12 protein-coding genes and 2 rRNA genes are annotated in these 14,140 nt (G+C 57.2%); 3 read left to right on the top strand and 11 right to left on the bottom strand.

The features are described from left to right. The first annotated feature begins 73 nt into the window (after positions 1-73). Entirely contained in the window at positions 74-1,468 is a 1,395-nt protein-coding gene (locus tag FYJ78_RS05400; protein ID WP_154620397.1) for a GntP family permease, read from the top strand. An 11-nt stretch (positions 1,469-1,479) separates the two neighbouring features. Then, entirely contained in the window at positions 1,480-2,628 is a 1,149-nt protein-coding gene (locus FYJ78_RS05395; RefSeq protein WP_154620396.1) for a glycerate kinase, read from the top strand. 83 nt (positions 2,629-2,711) lie between these two features. Here FYJ78_RS05395 and FYJ78_RS05390 read toward each other — a convergent pair whose 3' ends face one another. From FYJ78_RS05390 to FYJ78_RS05370, 5 genes are all read right to left on the bottom strand, one after another. After that, positions 2,712-3,653, bottom strand: coding sequence for an AEC family transporter (locus tag FYJ78_RS05390; protein ID WP_328597646.1), 942 nt, complete (start codon positions 3,651-3,653; stop codon positions 2,712-2,714). Between the two features lie 18 nt (positions 3,654-3,671). Further along, complete coding sequence (locus FYJ78_RS05385; protein WP_154620395.1) at positions 3,672-5,123, bottom strand: TrkH family potassium uptake protein; 1,452 nt, start codon at positions 5,121-5,123, stop codon at positions 3,672-3,674. Positions 5,124-5,126: 3 nt separating this feature from the next. Beyond that, complete coding sequence (locus tag FYJ78_RS05380; RefSeq protein ID WP_154620394.1) at positions 5,127-6,593, bottom strand: TrkH family potassium uptake protein; 1,467 nt, start codon at positions 6,591-6,593, stop codon at positions 5,127-5,129. 12 nt (positions 6,594-6,605) lie between these two features. Continuing rightward, positions 6,606-7,958 (bottom strand): Trk system potassium transporter TrkA, encoded by a 1,353-nt coding sequence (trkA, locus tag FYJ78_RS05375; RefSeq protein ID WP_154620393.1) that lies wholly within the window; start codon positions 7,956-7,958, stop codon positions 6,606-6,608. A 112-nt stretch (positions 7,959-8,070) separates the two neighbouring features. After that, positions 8,071-8,931: a MerR family transcriptional regulator gene (locus tag FYJ78_RS05370; protein WP_154620392.1), complete on the bottom strand. Its 861-nt coding sequence runs from the start codon at positions 8,929-8,931 to the stop codon at positions 8,071-8,073. An 80-nt stretch (positions 8,932-9,011) separates the two neighbouring features. On the opposite strand from FYJ78_RS05370, the gene FYJ78_RS05365 reads away from it, so the two are divergent. After that, positions 9,012-10,403, top strand: a complete 1,392-nt coding sequence (locus FYJ78_RS05365; RefSeq protein WP_235899877.1) for an MATE family efflux transporter — start codon at positions 9,012-9,014, stop codon at positions 10,401-10,403. An 87-nt stretch (positions 10,404-10,490) separates the two neighbouring features. Here FYJ78_RS05365 and panD read toward each other — a convergent pair whose 3' ends face one another. From panD to FYJ78_RS05335, 6 genes are all read right to left on the bottom strand, one after another. Beyond that, positions 10,491-10,874, bottom strand: a complete 384-nt coding sequence (gene panD, locus FYJ78_RS05360; RefSeq protein ID WP_154620391.1) for an aspartate 1-decarboxylase — start codon at positions 10,872-10,874, stop codon at positions 10,491-10,493. Positions 10,875-10,892: 18 nt separating this feature from the next. Beyond that, on the bottom strand, positions 10,893-11,747 hold the full coding sequence (gene panC / locus FYJ78_RS05355) for a pantoate--beta-alanine ligase (RefSeq protein WP_154620390.1): 855 nt from the start codon (positions 11,745-11,747) through the stop codon (positions 10,893-10,895). Further along, a complete protein-coding gene (locus tag FYJ78_RS05350) occupies positions 11,744-12,658 on the bottom strand; it encodes a bile acid:sodium symporter family protein (protein WP_195847889.1) in 915 nt (304 codons plus the stop codon). The genes panC and FYJ78_RS05350 overlap by 4 nt, the downstream gene beginning before the upstream one ends. Before the next feature lie 567 nt (positions 12,659-13,225). Further along, positions 13,226-13,651: a large conductance mechanosensitive channel protein MscL gene (gene mscL, locus FYJ78_RS05345; RefSeq protein WP_235899875.1), complete on the bottom strand. Its 426-nt coding sequence runs from the start codon at positions 13,649-13,651 to the stop codon at positions 13,226-13,228. A gap of 57 nt (positions 13,652-13,708) precedes the next feature. After that, positions 13,709-13,825: ribosomal RNA gene (gene rrf, locus FYJ78_RS05340) — 5S ribosomal RNA — on the bottom strand. A 193-nt stretch (positions 13,826-14,018) separates the two neighbouring features. Beyond that, positions 14,019-14,140, bottom strand: a 23S ribosomal RNA gene (locus tag FYJ78_RS05335); the annotation flags it as partial.

Raw genomic sequence — 14,140 nt, 5'->3', positions numbered from 1 at the left:
TTCTATGTTAAAATTTTTCTGTAAATTGAAAGAATAAATGGTATCATCATTGGATTTCGAAGGAGGTTTTATCATGACTGGCATTCCTTTGCTCATTGTCTTTGCGCTGGCCATCGTGCTCATGATCGTGGCCATCTCCAAGTTCCGCATCCATCCCTTCCTGTCCCTCATGGGGACTTCGCTGCTGCTGGCCATTGTAGTCGGTCTGCCGCTGGGAAAGATCCCCGGCATCATCGGCGCCGGATTTTCCGGCACATTCGCCAGCATCGGCATCGTCATCATCCTCGGCGCGCTCATCGGGCTGATTCTGGAGCGCACGGGGGCCGCGATCCGGCTGGCTGATGTGGTCATCCGCTGCGTAGGGGAAAAGCATCCTCAGCTGGCGATCATGCTCATGGGCTGGATCGTCTCCATCCCTGTTTTCTGCGACAGCGGATTTGTCATCCTGAACCCGATCCGCAGGGCGCTCTGCCAGAAGCTGAAAACAGCGTCGCCGATCGGTATGGCCGTCGCGCTGTCCGCCGGTCTTTACACCTCGCATGTGTTCATCCCGCCGACGCCCGATCCGATCGCTGCCGCCGGCTCCCTCGGTCTGGCTGATAATCTGGCCGCCGTCATTCTGGTCGGCGTAATCGCTTCCGTCCCCGCCCTGATCGCCGCCTATCTCTTTTCCCTCTATATCGGCAAAAAGAATATACCGACATCGGAAACCGACGCCTCCGCTGATATGAAGGATATGACCAAGACGTATGAAGAGCTTGTCGCGGAATACGGTACGCTGCCAAGCGCCGCGGCCTCGTTTGCGCCGATCATCATGCCCATCCTGCTCATGGCGCTGGGCTCGGTGGTCAGCATGATGAAGCTTTCCGGCCCCGTTCCGGAGCTCATCCGCTTCCTAGGCACACCGATCATCGCACTGTCGGTCGGCGTCCTGCTCGCGGTTTATGTCCTGTACGCCACCGGAAAGATGGATAAGTTCTACGATGTGACGGAGACTACCTTGAAAACCGTCGGACCGATTCTTTTTATCACAGCTGCCGGCGGTGTTCTCGGCAAAGTCATCACTGCCGCAGGATTCGTCGAATTTATGAAGGAAAACGCTGCGTTCCTCGCTTCTGTCGGCATCTTCTTCCCCTTCATCATTTCCTCGATCCTGAAAACAGCACAGGGTTCTTCGACCGTCGCAATCACGACGACGGCCGGCATCATGGGCATGTTCTCGGATCCTTCCTCGATGATGGCCGCGCTCGGTCTCAATACGGAAATGGCTGCGCTGCTGACTGTTATGGCGATCGGCGCCGGCGCCATGACGGTTTCCCACGCCAATGACAGTTATTTCTGGGTAGTCACGAATTTCAGCGGGATGGAGCCGCAAAGCGGCTATCGGACCCAGACGATGATGACGCTGGTCGTCGGTATCGTCTCGATTCTCTCCATCTGGGTGGCTTCGCTCTTCCTGCTCGGTTAGGAGGTATCGCCATGAAACTCAAGCATATCGTTATCGCCGTAGATTCCTTCAAGGGAAGCCTTTCCTCGATGGAAGCCGGAAAAACCGCTGCCGAGGCATGCCGGAAGCTGATTCCCTCCGCCCGCATCGACATTTTCCCGTTGGCAGACGGCGGGGAGGGTACGGTTGATGCGCTGACGGACGGGCTTCATGGACAAATCATCCCCACCACCGTCACCGGCCCGCTGCAAAAACCGGTAAAAAGCCGTTACGGCCTGCTGCCGGATTCCCATACCGCCGTCATCGAGATGGCAGATGCCGCGGGCCTCACGATGGTTCCGCCAACGCAGCGAAATCCCCTGAACACCACGACATACGGACTTGGTGAGCTCATCCTGCAGGCCATATCCGATGGCTGTCGGGATTTTATCATCGGGATCGGCGGCAGCGCCACCAACGACTGCGGACTCGGCATGCTGACCGCCCTTGGCTGGCGCTTTCGCAAAGCGGACGGTTCTGCGGCGGGAATCTGCGGCAGGGATCTGGCTGACATTGCCGCAATCGACGGAAGCGGCGCAGACCCCCGGCTGAAAACCTGCCGGTTCCGCATCGCCTGCGACGTGACCAACCCGTTATGCGGCCCGGACGGCTGCTCTGCCGTATTTGGACCGCAAAAGGGTGCGACGCCGGAAATCGTCGCAGCAATGGATCAGTCCATCCGTCATTTCGCAGAGCTCGCCGAGGCGGCACAGAAAAAGCACGGCATAAAACACCCCGGCGCGGGTGCAGCCGGCGGACTCGGGTTTGCGTTTCATACTTTCCTTGGCGGCGAGCTGGTCCCCGGAAGCCGGCTTTGCCTCGAAGCCATCGGTGTACGCGACGCGCTGAAGGATGCCGACCTTCTCATCACCGGCGAAGGCCGCATGGACCGTCAGACCGCGATGGGCAAGGGACCGGCCGGTATCGCCGCCCTCGCGCACCAGCTGAGGCCCGGCATCCGCACGGTCGCAGTCTGCGGCTGCGCCCTTCCGGATGCCGAAGCGGTCAATGAACACGGTATTGACGCCTATTTCCCCATTCTCCATCTGCCTATGCGTGCGGAAGAGGCCATGGAAGAAAAAACAGCGCGGCAAAACCTCCGCCAGACCGTCACGCAGCTGATCCGTCTGCTTCGTGATTGAATTCATCCCCCAAACCAAAACACCCCGGCATAGTTGATATACAACCATGCCGGGGTGTTTTGCGTAAAACCTGTTTTGTTCGCTCAGAACAAGCCGAGCGTCTTGAGCGCCAGCACCCAGCCGAACAGCGTCAGGCAGGAAAAGGCGCTGGTATAGACCACGCAGTTCCCCGCCAGATCCGCATCGCTTCCCATCTGCTGTGCCATGGCAAATCCGGCTACGGCGCAAGGCGAGGCGAAGATGGCCAGCAGCGTAATGAGCTCCATATCCCGAAAGCCGAGATAAACCGCCAGCCCGAGCATGATGCCGGGAACGATGAGCAGACGGGCAAGAACGCAGGCAGCGAGCTGCGGCAGATGCGCATGAAAGCTGCCGCCCTTGAACGATGCGCCGAGAATGATCAGCGCGACCGGCGTCGTGGCCGCCGCAACCTGACCGATTGGCTTCAGCACAGGCTTGGGTACGGGGATGCCCAGCACCAGAAACGCCACGGCCGTAAGCGCGCCGAGAATCATCGGATTCTTCAGTACGCCAAGCAAAATGCCCGGCAGATAAAACCGGCCGCCGCGAAAGGTTTCCAATATGAACACGGATACGATATTGTAAATCGGCACGATGATCGCAATCATCATCGTCGGGATAGCCAGATGATCGTCGCCGAAGATGTTGCCTACCAGCGGAATCCCCATGAGCACAAAGTTGCTGCGGAACGTCGCCTGAATCATGGCGCCGCGGCGCTTGTTGGAGGGCTCAAAGAAGCAGACCAGCAATGTCGCGATCAATGCGACGGCCAGCACGCCGCCGGCACCGAACAGCATGAGCTTTGGCCGCACCGTCGAGGCAAGATCCGTCGTATAGATATTGAAAAACATCATGCAGAAAAAGAACACGCGAAAGACCATACGGTTTGTATGGACCAGTTCCTCATCCGTCATCAGCTTCGACCGCTTGACGAATACACCCATGAGCATCAGGCAGAACAACGGCACTACAGCGCCGACCGCCACAAAGAAATTACTTAACACCAGTCCCAACTCCCTTTCTCACCAACGGCTTCCCTTTTGCCAGAAATCCGGCGACAGCATGACCAGCAGCGTAAACATCTCCAAACGACCGAGCAGCATCGCAATACACAGGATGCTCTTGGCAAATACGGAAAGGCCCGCATACGTGCAGGTTGCTCCGGCAATCCCGAAGGCCGGCCCCACACTTCCCATCGTCGTGACGCTGATGCTGATCGCATCAAAGCAGCTCAGTCCGTCAGCTGTAAGCAGCAAGGCCCAAAATACAATAAACAGGATATACAGGAAAAAAAACTGACCGACGCGCAGCAGCACTTCCGCATCCACCTTGCTGCCATTCATGCGTACCTCGACAACGCGGCGCGGCGATATTTTCTGATGGACGATAGCCCAGGCATTCCGGACCAGCAGCACCATGCGGGATACCTTCATCCCGCCTGCCGTGGAGCCGGCGCAGCCGCCGCAGATCATCAGGACGAGCAGGATCCCCTTGGAAAACCCCGGCCACTGATCGAAATCCGCCGATACAAAGCCCGTCGTCGAAATCGAGCCGACCTGAAAGCTCGCATAGCGGAAGGCCTGTCCGGGGTCAAGCCCCATGCCATACATCAGGTTCAGTGTGATCAGCAGCATCGCCAGCAATTCCATGGCAAGATACGCTTTAAACTCCGTATTGCGGCGCAGAACGCCCGGACCTTTTCGCCAGACGCGATAATACAGGCCGAAATTTCCGCCGGCCAGAATCATAAAGAAGGTCATCCACCCTTCCAGCGGCATGCTGTCAAAATGCATCGCATTGTCATCATAGGTCGAGAATCCGCCGGTTCCGATGGTGCTCATGGCATGCGTCAGCGCATCCATCGGCATCAGGCCGCAGAACAAATAGACCCAGAAAGCCAGAAATGTAAACAAAAGATAGATGCTGAACAATGCTTTTGTCATATCCCGCAGCCGCGGCAGCACGCGCTCGCGGGTCGGCCCCGTCGTTTCCGCATTGTACATATAAACGGTGCTCTGACCGGTCTGCGGCAGAAGCGCGATAAAAATAACGATGATGCCCAGACCGCCGAACCAGTGCGTCATCATACGCCAGAACAGAATGCTCGACGGCTTGTCCGCCAGCTGTTCCATGACCGTCGCGCCCGTCCCGGTAAAGCCCGAAATGCTTTCAAACAGCGCATCCAGCACGCCGAGGTAGCCGCCGCAGACATAAGGGAGCATCCCCAGCGCCGTAGCAAGAATCCAACCCAGCCCCGTGACGGCGATGCCCTCGCGCATGGTCAGCTGGTCGACCTGCACGCGTCCGTTCCAGAGCAAAAAGCCGCCGGTCCCAGCCGCAGTCAGCAGGGAAAGCAAAAAGGCCGTCAGGCTCGGCTCCCGCCCCCACCATGCCATAACGAGCGGAATCAGCAATATGATCGCTTCGGCCATAATCAACCGGCCGAGAATGTAACAAACGATTCGAAAATTCATAGCTTACCATCTTCTGCGCAGGAGATGCGTCCCGGCATCCAGCAAAATAAGAAACGAAAAAATTTCCACACGGCCCAGCACCATAAGAATACTGCAGACCAGCTTCGCCCAGGCGGGCAGAAAATGCAGGCTTTCCAGCCCAAACAGAGCCGCCGTCGACCCGGTACTCGTCAAACATCCGGCGGCAACGCCCATCGCCTGCATCAGCGTGATGCCCGTCAGGGAAATCAGCAGAGAAAACAGAACAAAGATCAGCATATAAAGAAAGAAAAAGGCCAAAATGCGTCCCGCGATCTTGGCGCCGACCGGCAGCCCATCCAGCCGGACACTGACCACCATATGAGGATGAAGCGTCCGGTGCAGCTCGGCCCGCGCCATGCGCAGCAGCACCATCAGGCGCATGACCTTGAGTCCGCCTGCCGCCGACCCGATACAGCCGCCGACAAAGACCAGCAGAAACAGCACATACCGGTCAAAATCCGGCCAAGTCCAGAACGGAGCCGAAGCAAATCCATTGGTCGACAGGAACGACAGCGCCTGAAAAAGACCGTACCGCAGGCTCTCGTCCGGCCCATAAAGCCCCCTGAGGTAAAGATGAACCGATACGGCCAGCCCCGCGGCCAGCAGAACGGCGAGAAAAGCGCGAAGCTCCGCATCCTGCCAGAGCAACCAGAGGGACCGGCTGTGCCATGCTTTCCAGCAGAGCAACAGATTCAGCCCCGACAACAGCATCGCAAAGCCGGCCGCAAGTTCCAGCAGTCCGTTATCATAAAAAAGAAACGAATGCATCGAACTTCCGCCGCTCGATGAAAGCGTCATCATCGCGCGCATCAGGGCATCGGCCGGCGAAAGCCCGGCCAGAAAAAACAGGACAGCCGCCAAAAGGGTCAGGCCGCCGTAGACACCGGCACCCTGCCGGACGGAGCGCGCCATACGATTCCAGACGGGGCTGAAGAAGATGGTCTGCCGCGCCGACAAGGTAAGGCCAAAGCAGCCGCTGACCTGCGGCAGCACCGTGACCAGTATGACGATGAAATTTAATCCGCCCAGCCAGCTCATGATACTGTGCCACAGCAGAAGGGCATGCGGCAGCCCTTCCCGTTCAAAGGGCAGGCAGGAAAGGCCGGTCGTCGTCAACGAAGAAATGCTTTCAAAAAAAGCAGACGCGGGATCCGGAAGCAGCCCGGACAGATAATACGGCAGCAAGCCGATTATACCCATAAGCGGCCAGACCAGAACCATGAACAGCGCGCCCTCTCTGGTCGTGAGCTGGCGCATATGATCCCGTCCCAGCCACATCATAAAGCTGCCGAGCAGCAGAGCGATGCCGGCAGGCAAAGGAAAAAGGCGGTATTCCGGCTCCGACCAAATCCATGCCGCGGTCATGGGAATCAGCAGCGCCAACCCCATGACCGCGGCCATCCGGCCCATCAGCACCCAGAACAGATCCAGTCTGTCCCTCTTTTCCATGTTCCTGTCCTCTCAATCTTTTCCTTTAAAATAACGGATAACCTTCTGGGCAAATTTCGTCCGGATAAACAAAATGGTCCGATCGCCCGGCTGCAGGATCGTGTTGCCGTTCGGAATGACAGCTTCGCTGCCGCGCACATAGGCGCAGACCAGACATTCCCGCGGCAGCTTCACATCCATCAGCCGCCGGCCGGCCACCGGCGCTCCGTCCTGAACGATGACCTCCACGGCCTCCGCCTTGGCCCCCTCCAGCAGCGATACGGAAACAACGCCGCCACGGCGCGCAAAAGCCAGAACCTCGCTGGCAGAAAGAAGCCGCGCCGACAGAACGATATCCACGCCGACCTTCTCCATGAGATCCACATATTCATTGCGGGCTACCCGGACGACTGTCTTTGTCCGGTTGCCCGAAAGATGGCGTGCCAGCAGGGCAAGCATCAGATTCAGCTTATCGTCCTCCGTCAGGCAGACGACAACATCCGCTTCGGCCACGCCTTCCTCCATGAGCAGGTCGATATCCGTACCGTCGCCGCATATCGCCATGCCCTTCGTGAGCCGGCCGGCCACCAGCTGACAGCGGTCGCGGCTCTTGTCGATGATCTTAACCCGGACGCCCTGCCGGTCAAACATCGACGCCAGCGCGCGCCCCGCGCGTCCCGCGCCGATGATAATCACGCGGTGCAGCTTGCGCGCATCCCTCTGCACGAAGCTCTGGCTGAACTTCTCAATCTCCTCAGGAATCCCGATGAAATACGCATTGTCGTGCGGCAGCAGACAGTCATCGCCATGCGGGATAATCATGCGGTGATCGCGGAAAATCATACCGGCCAGAACGCCCTTCGGCAGCTCGACGTCGCGCAGCGGCACATGCGCCAGCGGCGAGTGGCGCTGCACTTTCGTCTCGAACAGCCGGATCCTGCCATGCGCAAAATCCTCGACATCAAGCGCCGCCGGCGTCATGAGAATCCGGTTGATTTCATTCGCCGTAATAAGCTCCGGATTCAGCATGAGGTCGATATCGAAATTCTCCTTCAGATAATCTTTCGCCTCACTCATGAACTGCATATCGCGAATGCGCGCGATCGTATGGCGGATGCCGTGCTTTTTGGCCAGAATGCAGCAGACCATGTTGACCTCATCGCTGGCCGTCACCGCAATGAGAATATCCGAATCCCGGATATCCGGATCGTTCATGGTAATCGGACTTGCTCCATTGGCCGCTACCGTCAGCACGTCCAGCGTATTTTTCGCCGCTTCCAGCTGATTCTCATCCTGATCGATGACGATCACATCGAATTGTTCCTTTGATAAAAGCTCCGCAATGCTGTACCCCAGCTTGCCGGCACCAACCACTACGATACGCAACCGATTTCCCTCCCGCTGCTTCTCTGCCCGTAAAACGCGCCTGATTCTATCTGATTATAGCACAAAACCACCGTCTTTACGACTTCCGGCCCGGAGCCGTGCCAAAGGCTTTTTAGCGAAGCTCCGTCGCAGGTTCCCGCAGAGGCACGGCTATCCGCGTGATAAATCCATCCGGGTCAGCCGTGCTCATATCCTCCAGAATGCTTTCTTCATACGAAAAATCACCGACCCGGCAGCCATGTGCGCGGATATAATCGCGCAGCAGGGCATAAGCCTCCGCCGTATCGTCGTAATCGCCCCGGAAACAGGTGACAAGATACCGCCCGGCCGGACGGATGTGACGATACGCCCGCCGGACGCCGCGCCATGGCGGATCGACCACCGTGAAAAAATGACTGATAATGCCCTCGCGCCCCGGCTGCAGAAAATCCTCCGCGGCGATCATCGCCCCAACGCCAAGCCCCGCGCTGATCTGCTGTTCGGCCGCATACCGCTCGTGCTCCGCCGCGATCTGCTCCACCGTCGGCCAATCCTCGCCGGCGGCCTGCTTCCGCGCACTGCGCGACAGGATGAGCCGTGCGGCCGGAAGCTCCTTTTCCGCTACGCGGCCGCAGACGATGGTGCGTGACAGCGCGAGCAGACGACGCTGATTTTCCACGATCCGGAGACTCCGCTTCATGCCGTCCAATTCCCGCTTCAGCCATTCCTGCTGGCGGCCCAGCAGCTGATCCAGCCGCTCAGGACTGCGGTGCTCCATGTAGTCCCGGATCTCCGCCAGTTCCAGACCCATGCTGCGCATCATGCGCAGCCGGTAAAAGGGATAAAACTGCCGGAAGGAATAACTCCGATACCCGTTCGGCGCGACATGATCCGGCCTGAAAATCCCCTGCGCATCATAATAATGGAGCGTCCGCTTATTAACGCCGACGATTTTTGCAAATTCACCGATAGGAAAGAAAAGCCTGCGCTTCATGACATAGCCCCCTTGACATTACAGTTACTGTATCCTTTAAGATAAGGATACAGCAACAAGACACGAAAGGAAAGCTTATTATGATACGATCTGAAACCATGACTCCGCTGGCGCAGCGGTTCAGCTTGTTTTCCCTGCTGCGCTTTGCCGCTCCCTCTATCGGCATGATGCTCGTCATCGCGCTCTACACAGTGACTGACGGCATATTTATCGGCCGCTATGCCGGCGCACAGGCTTTGGCGGCTTCCAATATCGTCTATCCGGCCATCAATCTGGTTTTCGGCCTGTCGATCATGCTGGCATCCGGCGGATCGGCACTCGTCGCCAAAAACCTCGGAGAAGGAAAACAAAAAGGCGCGGCACGCCGCTTCACACTGATCACGGCGGCCGGTGCGGCAGGCGGCCTGCTGCTGGCCCTCTTCCTCGGAATCTTTCTGGAACCTGCCCTGCGGTTTCTCGGGGCCAGTCCGGCCATGATGCCGCAATGCCTGGACTATCTCGGCATTTTGCTCCCGTTTTTCCCGGCCGCCGCCCTTCTCCCACTCTTCAACGCCTTCTATATCGCTGACGGACGCCCCATGCAAGGATTTCTCGTCTCGGTCGCCAGCGGGCTTGCCAATGCCCTGCTCGACTACCTTTTCCTTGCTCATCTCGGCATGGGCATCCGCGGCGCCGGTCTGGCCACGGGACTGGCCGACCTGCTCGCAGCGCTCATCGGCCTGCTCTACTTTTCCCGTTTCAGCCGCACGCTGCGTTTTTCCCCGTTCCATTTCGAGCCCGCCGCCATGCGTCAGGCCTGCGGCAACGGCATATCCGAACTCGTCACACAGCTGTCCGTCGGCATCGTGACGCTGCTTTTCAACCGCATCACCTTCGTCTGGGCCGGTGAAAACGGTGTCGCCGCAATCTCCGTCATTCTTTACGCGGAAATGCTGCTGACTTCCCTTTTCATGGGCTTCACGAACGGAGTCGCTCCTGTATTCTCCTACCATTACGGCGCCCGCCGTCAGGATGAGCTCATCCGCCTCCTGAAACTCAGTCTGGCGGCAATCGCAGCCGGCGGCGTACTGGCCTTCTCCCTGTCCCGCCTGACGGCCGAACCGCTCATCCGCCTTTTCCTGCCCGGCGGCGGCGATGTATTCCACCTGACACTCGCCGGCTTTCTCCCCTTCTCGCTGAGCTTCCTGTTCGTCGGCTTCAACATCTTCGCCATCGGGTTCTTCACCGCGCTTTCCAACGGACGGACCTCCGCCCTGCTTTCCTTCACACGCAATCTCGCAGGCGTCGTCATCTTCCTGCTGGTTCTGCCGCGCCTTCTCGGACTTACGGGCGTATGGCTCGCTGTCCCCGCCGCCGACGCCGCCGCGCTGCTGCTCGCCCTCTTCTGCCTGTCCGCGGAAAACAAAACGCTGCTGCGTCAGCACCGGCAAAAAGCAAAAGCCGCATTACACAAAGCCTGCGGTGAAACCTGATCTCGGCTCCCAGTGCAGCAAAAAGAGCTGCCTGCTCATCGGCGCACATCGTCCAATGAGCAGACAGCTCTTTTACATTGTCCGGACTCAGGCAATCTGGCCGGGATATTCCACCCGGCGAATTTCCTTCACCCGATTCGATTCATCGACCAAAACGACCGTCGGCCGGTAGGATCTGGCTTCTTCTTCGGAAAAAAGCGCATAGGCCATGATGATCACGACATCGCCGACCTGAGCGCAGCGCGCCGCCGCGCCGTTGAGACATATGACGCCCGAACCGCGCGGTCCCGGTATCGTATAGGTTTCCAGACGCGCCCCGTTATTGTTATCCACTACCTGAACGCGCTCATTCGGCAGAATCCCCGCCTGATCCATGAGGTCTGCATCGATCGTAATGCTCCCCATATAGGAAAGATTCGCCTCCGTCACCGTCGCACAGTGAATCTTTCCCTTTAACATATTGAGAATCATTTTCGCTTCACTCCTTCCTCACGGCTCCAGAATCACATTGTCGATAAGCCGCGTCGCGCCGATAAAGACCGCCAGCGACAGCAGGCTCTCTTCCGTCACGGTTTTTGTCTCCATCAGCGCCGGGAACGTAGTGAGCGCCACATAATCGATTCGCGCCAGCGGCTCTTTTTTCAGCTCCTCTGTCACAGCCGCCTTAAGTGCCTTCGCATCGCGCTCGCCTGCAGCAAACGCCTCCTTTGCCCGGCCGAGGCTTCTCGACAGCACCGCTGCTGCCGTGCGCTCTTCCCCGCTCAGATACGCATTGCGCGAGCTGCGCGCCAGACCGCTTGCTTCGCGGCAGATCGGCACCATAACGATCTCAACGGGAAGATTCAGATCACGCACAAAGGAACGCACCACGGCGACCTGCTGGGCATCCTTCTGACCAAAAAACGCCCGGTCCGCGCCCGTAATGGCAAAGAGCTTCGTGAGCACCGTCGCTACGCCGCGGAAATGCGTCGGGCGTCGGGCGCCTTCAAGAACCTGCGTAACATGACTTTCCACGCTCACATAACTGCCGAATTCATCCGGATACATTTCCTCCGGCGCCGGATGAAAGACCGCCGCAACGCCTTCCTGTTCCAGCAGCGCACAGTCCGCCGCAAAAGCGCGCGGGTACTTTTCGTAATCCTCGCCCGGCGCAAACTGCACGGGATTGACAAAAACCGAGGCGACGACGACATCCGCCGCCTTTTTTGCCGCGCGCATCAGCGTCATATGCCCCTCATGCAGCGCGCCCATCGTCGGGCAGAGTCCGATCGTTTTGCCCGCACCTTTTGCCGCCCGGCAAAACTCCTGCATCTCTTTTACCTTCGTAAACACCTTAAGCTTCATTCCCACACAACCTCTTTCCTATGATTCTTCTCATCGCGGCGCACCCAGAAATTGGCGAAAAGCGAGCCGGATACATTATGCCAAACGGAAAAAATCGCACCGGGGATAGCGGCCGCCGGACTGAAATAAAGAAGCGCCAGACTTGCCGCCAGTCCCGAATTCTGCATGCCAACCTCGATGGAGACCGTCCGCGCCTGCCGGCTGTCCATATGGAAAAACCGGGCCATCGCATAGCCGAGCGCCAGCCCGAAGCCGTTATGCAGCACAACGAGCAGTGCCATCAACGGGCCGACCGCAAAAAGTTTCGCCGACGAAAGCGCGACCACCCCGCCGACAAGCAATACAATGCAGACGACGGAAAAAAGAGGCAGAACCGGCGCAAGACGCGCCGCAGCCCGTCCGCAAAAATGATGCACCAGAAGTCCCAAAAGCACCGGCGCCAGCACCATCTCCGCAATCGACAGCATCATCGAAGAAAACGACACCTCGATATACGCCCCCGCAAGGAAATACGTCAGCGCCGGCGTCACAACAGGCGCGAGCAGCGTCGTCGTCATCGTCATCGAAACAGAGAGCGCCACATCTCCGCGCGCAAGGTACGAAATCACATTCGACGCCGTACCGCCGGGACAAGCACCGAGCAGGATCACACCGATCGCCAGCTCCGGCGGCAGCCGGAACAGCGCGACAAGCGCATAAGCGACGAGCGGCATGATGATAAACTGCGCAAAAACGCCGATTGCGACACGTCGCGGCTCCTGCAGTACGCGCCGAAAATCACCGAACGAAAGCGTCATGCCCATGCCGAACATCACCAGTCCGAGCATCCAGCTCACATACCCGCCGACCCAGGTCAGGGTCCGGGGACAGAGCGCGCCGAGCACACCGGCTGCGACGACGAGCAAAGCCATATAACGGACAATGCCCCTACAGATTTTCTCCAATAGAAAAACCTCCTTCAACCGATAAAGTTTTCGAGGCAAAAGAAGTTCATTCTGCAAAGGCTTCCGCAAAATCAAAAAGCGCCTTTCGGAATAAGACCTGAAAGGCGCGCTAATAAGCCCGAAAAAAGTGTACAAACCACCCGGGAATTCGCACGGATGTCCTTCCTGTCTCAGTCCGCATGGATCTAAGCAGTAACAACCGCAGCATATCGATTTTGACAGAAAAGTATAACTCACCATTGTGATGTCATCTTTTGCCACCTGCCTTATCTTATCATAACAGCCGGCAGAATACAATGCACCCCGGCCCGACTTATCCACATTCCCTGCAGAATAAACAGTGGATAATGTGGATAACTTCCATGCCGCACCGTGTAAACCACGGAATAAAACATAAATCCCTCTGCAAACCGTGCAAAAACCTGTGGATAACTTCCAGCGGGAAGATAAACGGATAGAATGCTTTGACAAAAAGAGCCCATGGCAAATGCGGTTAGCATTTTACCATGGGCTCTTCTGTGCAACACAAAAGGATCAGAGCGATGAGGTGCAGTGCGGACATTTCGTCGCATCTTCAGCAATTTCCATGCGGCAGTAGGGACAGAGGCGGGCAGGTTTCGCCTCTGCCTTCTTTGGCATGATACGGTTGACCTGCTTGATGAGCAGGAAGATCGCAAAAGCGACAATCAAAAAATCGATTACAGAATTGAGAAACGAGCCGTAAGCGATAACCGGCAGACCGGCTGCTTTGGCCTCCGCCAGTGATGTGGCCGGCTGACTGGAAAGATTGAAAAATAAATTGGAAAAATCAACCTGTCCCAGAAGAAGTCCGATCGGCGGCATAAGAATATCATTGACAAATGAGGTTACAATTTTGCCGAAGGCAGCGCCAATGATGATACCCACAGCCATATCGAGGACGTTTCCCCGCATGATAAATTTCTTGAATTCGTTCAGCATAAAAACTCCTTCTCTTTTAGAAAAAAGGACATCCACAAACATGGATGTCCTTGATGAAACCGGCAACTTCCTATCCTCCCAGCCCGTCTCCAGACAAGTACTTTCGGCCTCTGAATGCTTAACTACTGTGTTCGGTATGGGAACAGGTGGAACCATTCAGGCATCGTCACCGGATATTCAGTTCTTGAGTGCAGATACACTCAAAACTAGACAGAAGAAATTGTTTCGAACATTTTAGATGGTTAAAGGATAACCGAGCCGCTTTCTTTTTAACGGATACTCCTCACTCCACTTTCGTTTCGCTCGGAGTAAGCGACTCACTATCGTTTGCGCGTCACTTACGTTCCTTCAAACGATGTTCCCTGCTTAAGTTAAGCCCTCGACGGATTAGTAGTAGTCAGCTTCATGCCTTGCGGCACTTCCACATCTACCCTATCTACCTTGTCTTCTTCAAGGCGTCTTACTAGATTACTCTATGAGATACTTCAT

This window comes from Wylensekiella montiformis (assembly GCF_009697385.1).
Lineage (GTDB): Bacteria > Bacillota > Negativicutes > Selenomonadales > Selenomonadaceae > Selenomonas_A > Selenomonas_A montiformis.
This window is presented reverse-complemented; position numbering and strand designations above follow the sequence as displayed.

What these genes read in the sequence shown, in the direction of transcription:
- FYJ78_RS05400 (WP_154620397.1), top strand. Translation starts at nt 74, where the DNA reads ATGACTGGCATTCCTTTGCTCATTGTCTTTGCGCTGGCCATCGTGCTC.
- FYJ78_RS05395 (WP_154620396.1), top strand. Translation starts at nt 1,480, where the DNA reads ATGAAACTCAAGCATATCGTTATCGCCGTAGATTCCTTCAAGGGAAGC.
- FYJ78_RS05370 (WP_154620392.1), bottom strand. Translation starts at nt 8,931, where the DNA reads ATGAAGCGCAGGCTTTTCTTTCCTATCGGTGAATTTGCAAAAATCGTC.
- mscL (WP_235899875.1), bottom strand. Translation starts at nt 13,651, where the DNA reads ATGCTGAACGAATTCAAGAAATTTATCATGCGGGGAAACGTCCTCGAT.
- panC (WP_154620390.1), bottom strand. Translation starts at nt 11,747, where the DNA reads ATGAAGCTTAAGGTGTTTACGAAGGTAAAAGAGATGCAGGAGTTTTGC.
- FYJ78_RS05350 (WP_195847889.1), bottom strand. Translation starts at nt 12,658, where the DNA reads ATGGCTTTGCTCGTCGTCGCAGCCGGTGTGCTCGGCGCGCTCTGTCCC.
- FYJ78_RS05380 (WP_154620394.1), bottom strand. Translation starts at nt 6,593, where the DNA reads ATGGAAAAGAGGGACAGACTGGATCTGTTCTGGGTGCTGATGGGCCGG.
- FYJ78_RS05385 (WP_154620395.1), bottom strand. Translation starts at nt 5,123, where the DNA reads ATGAATTTTCGAATCGTTTGTTACATTCTCGGCCGGTTGATTATGGCC.
- panD (WP_154620391.1), bottom strand. Translation starts at nt 10,874, where the DNA reads ATGATTCTCAATATGTTAAAGGGAAAGATTCACTGTGCGACGGTGACG.
- FYJ78_RS05365 (WP_235899877.1), top strand. Translation starts at nt 9,012, where the DNA reads ATGATACGATCTGAAACCATGACTCCGCTGGCGCAGCGGTTCAGCTTG.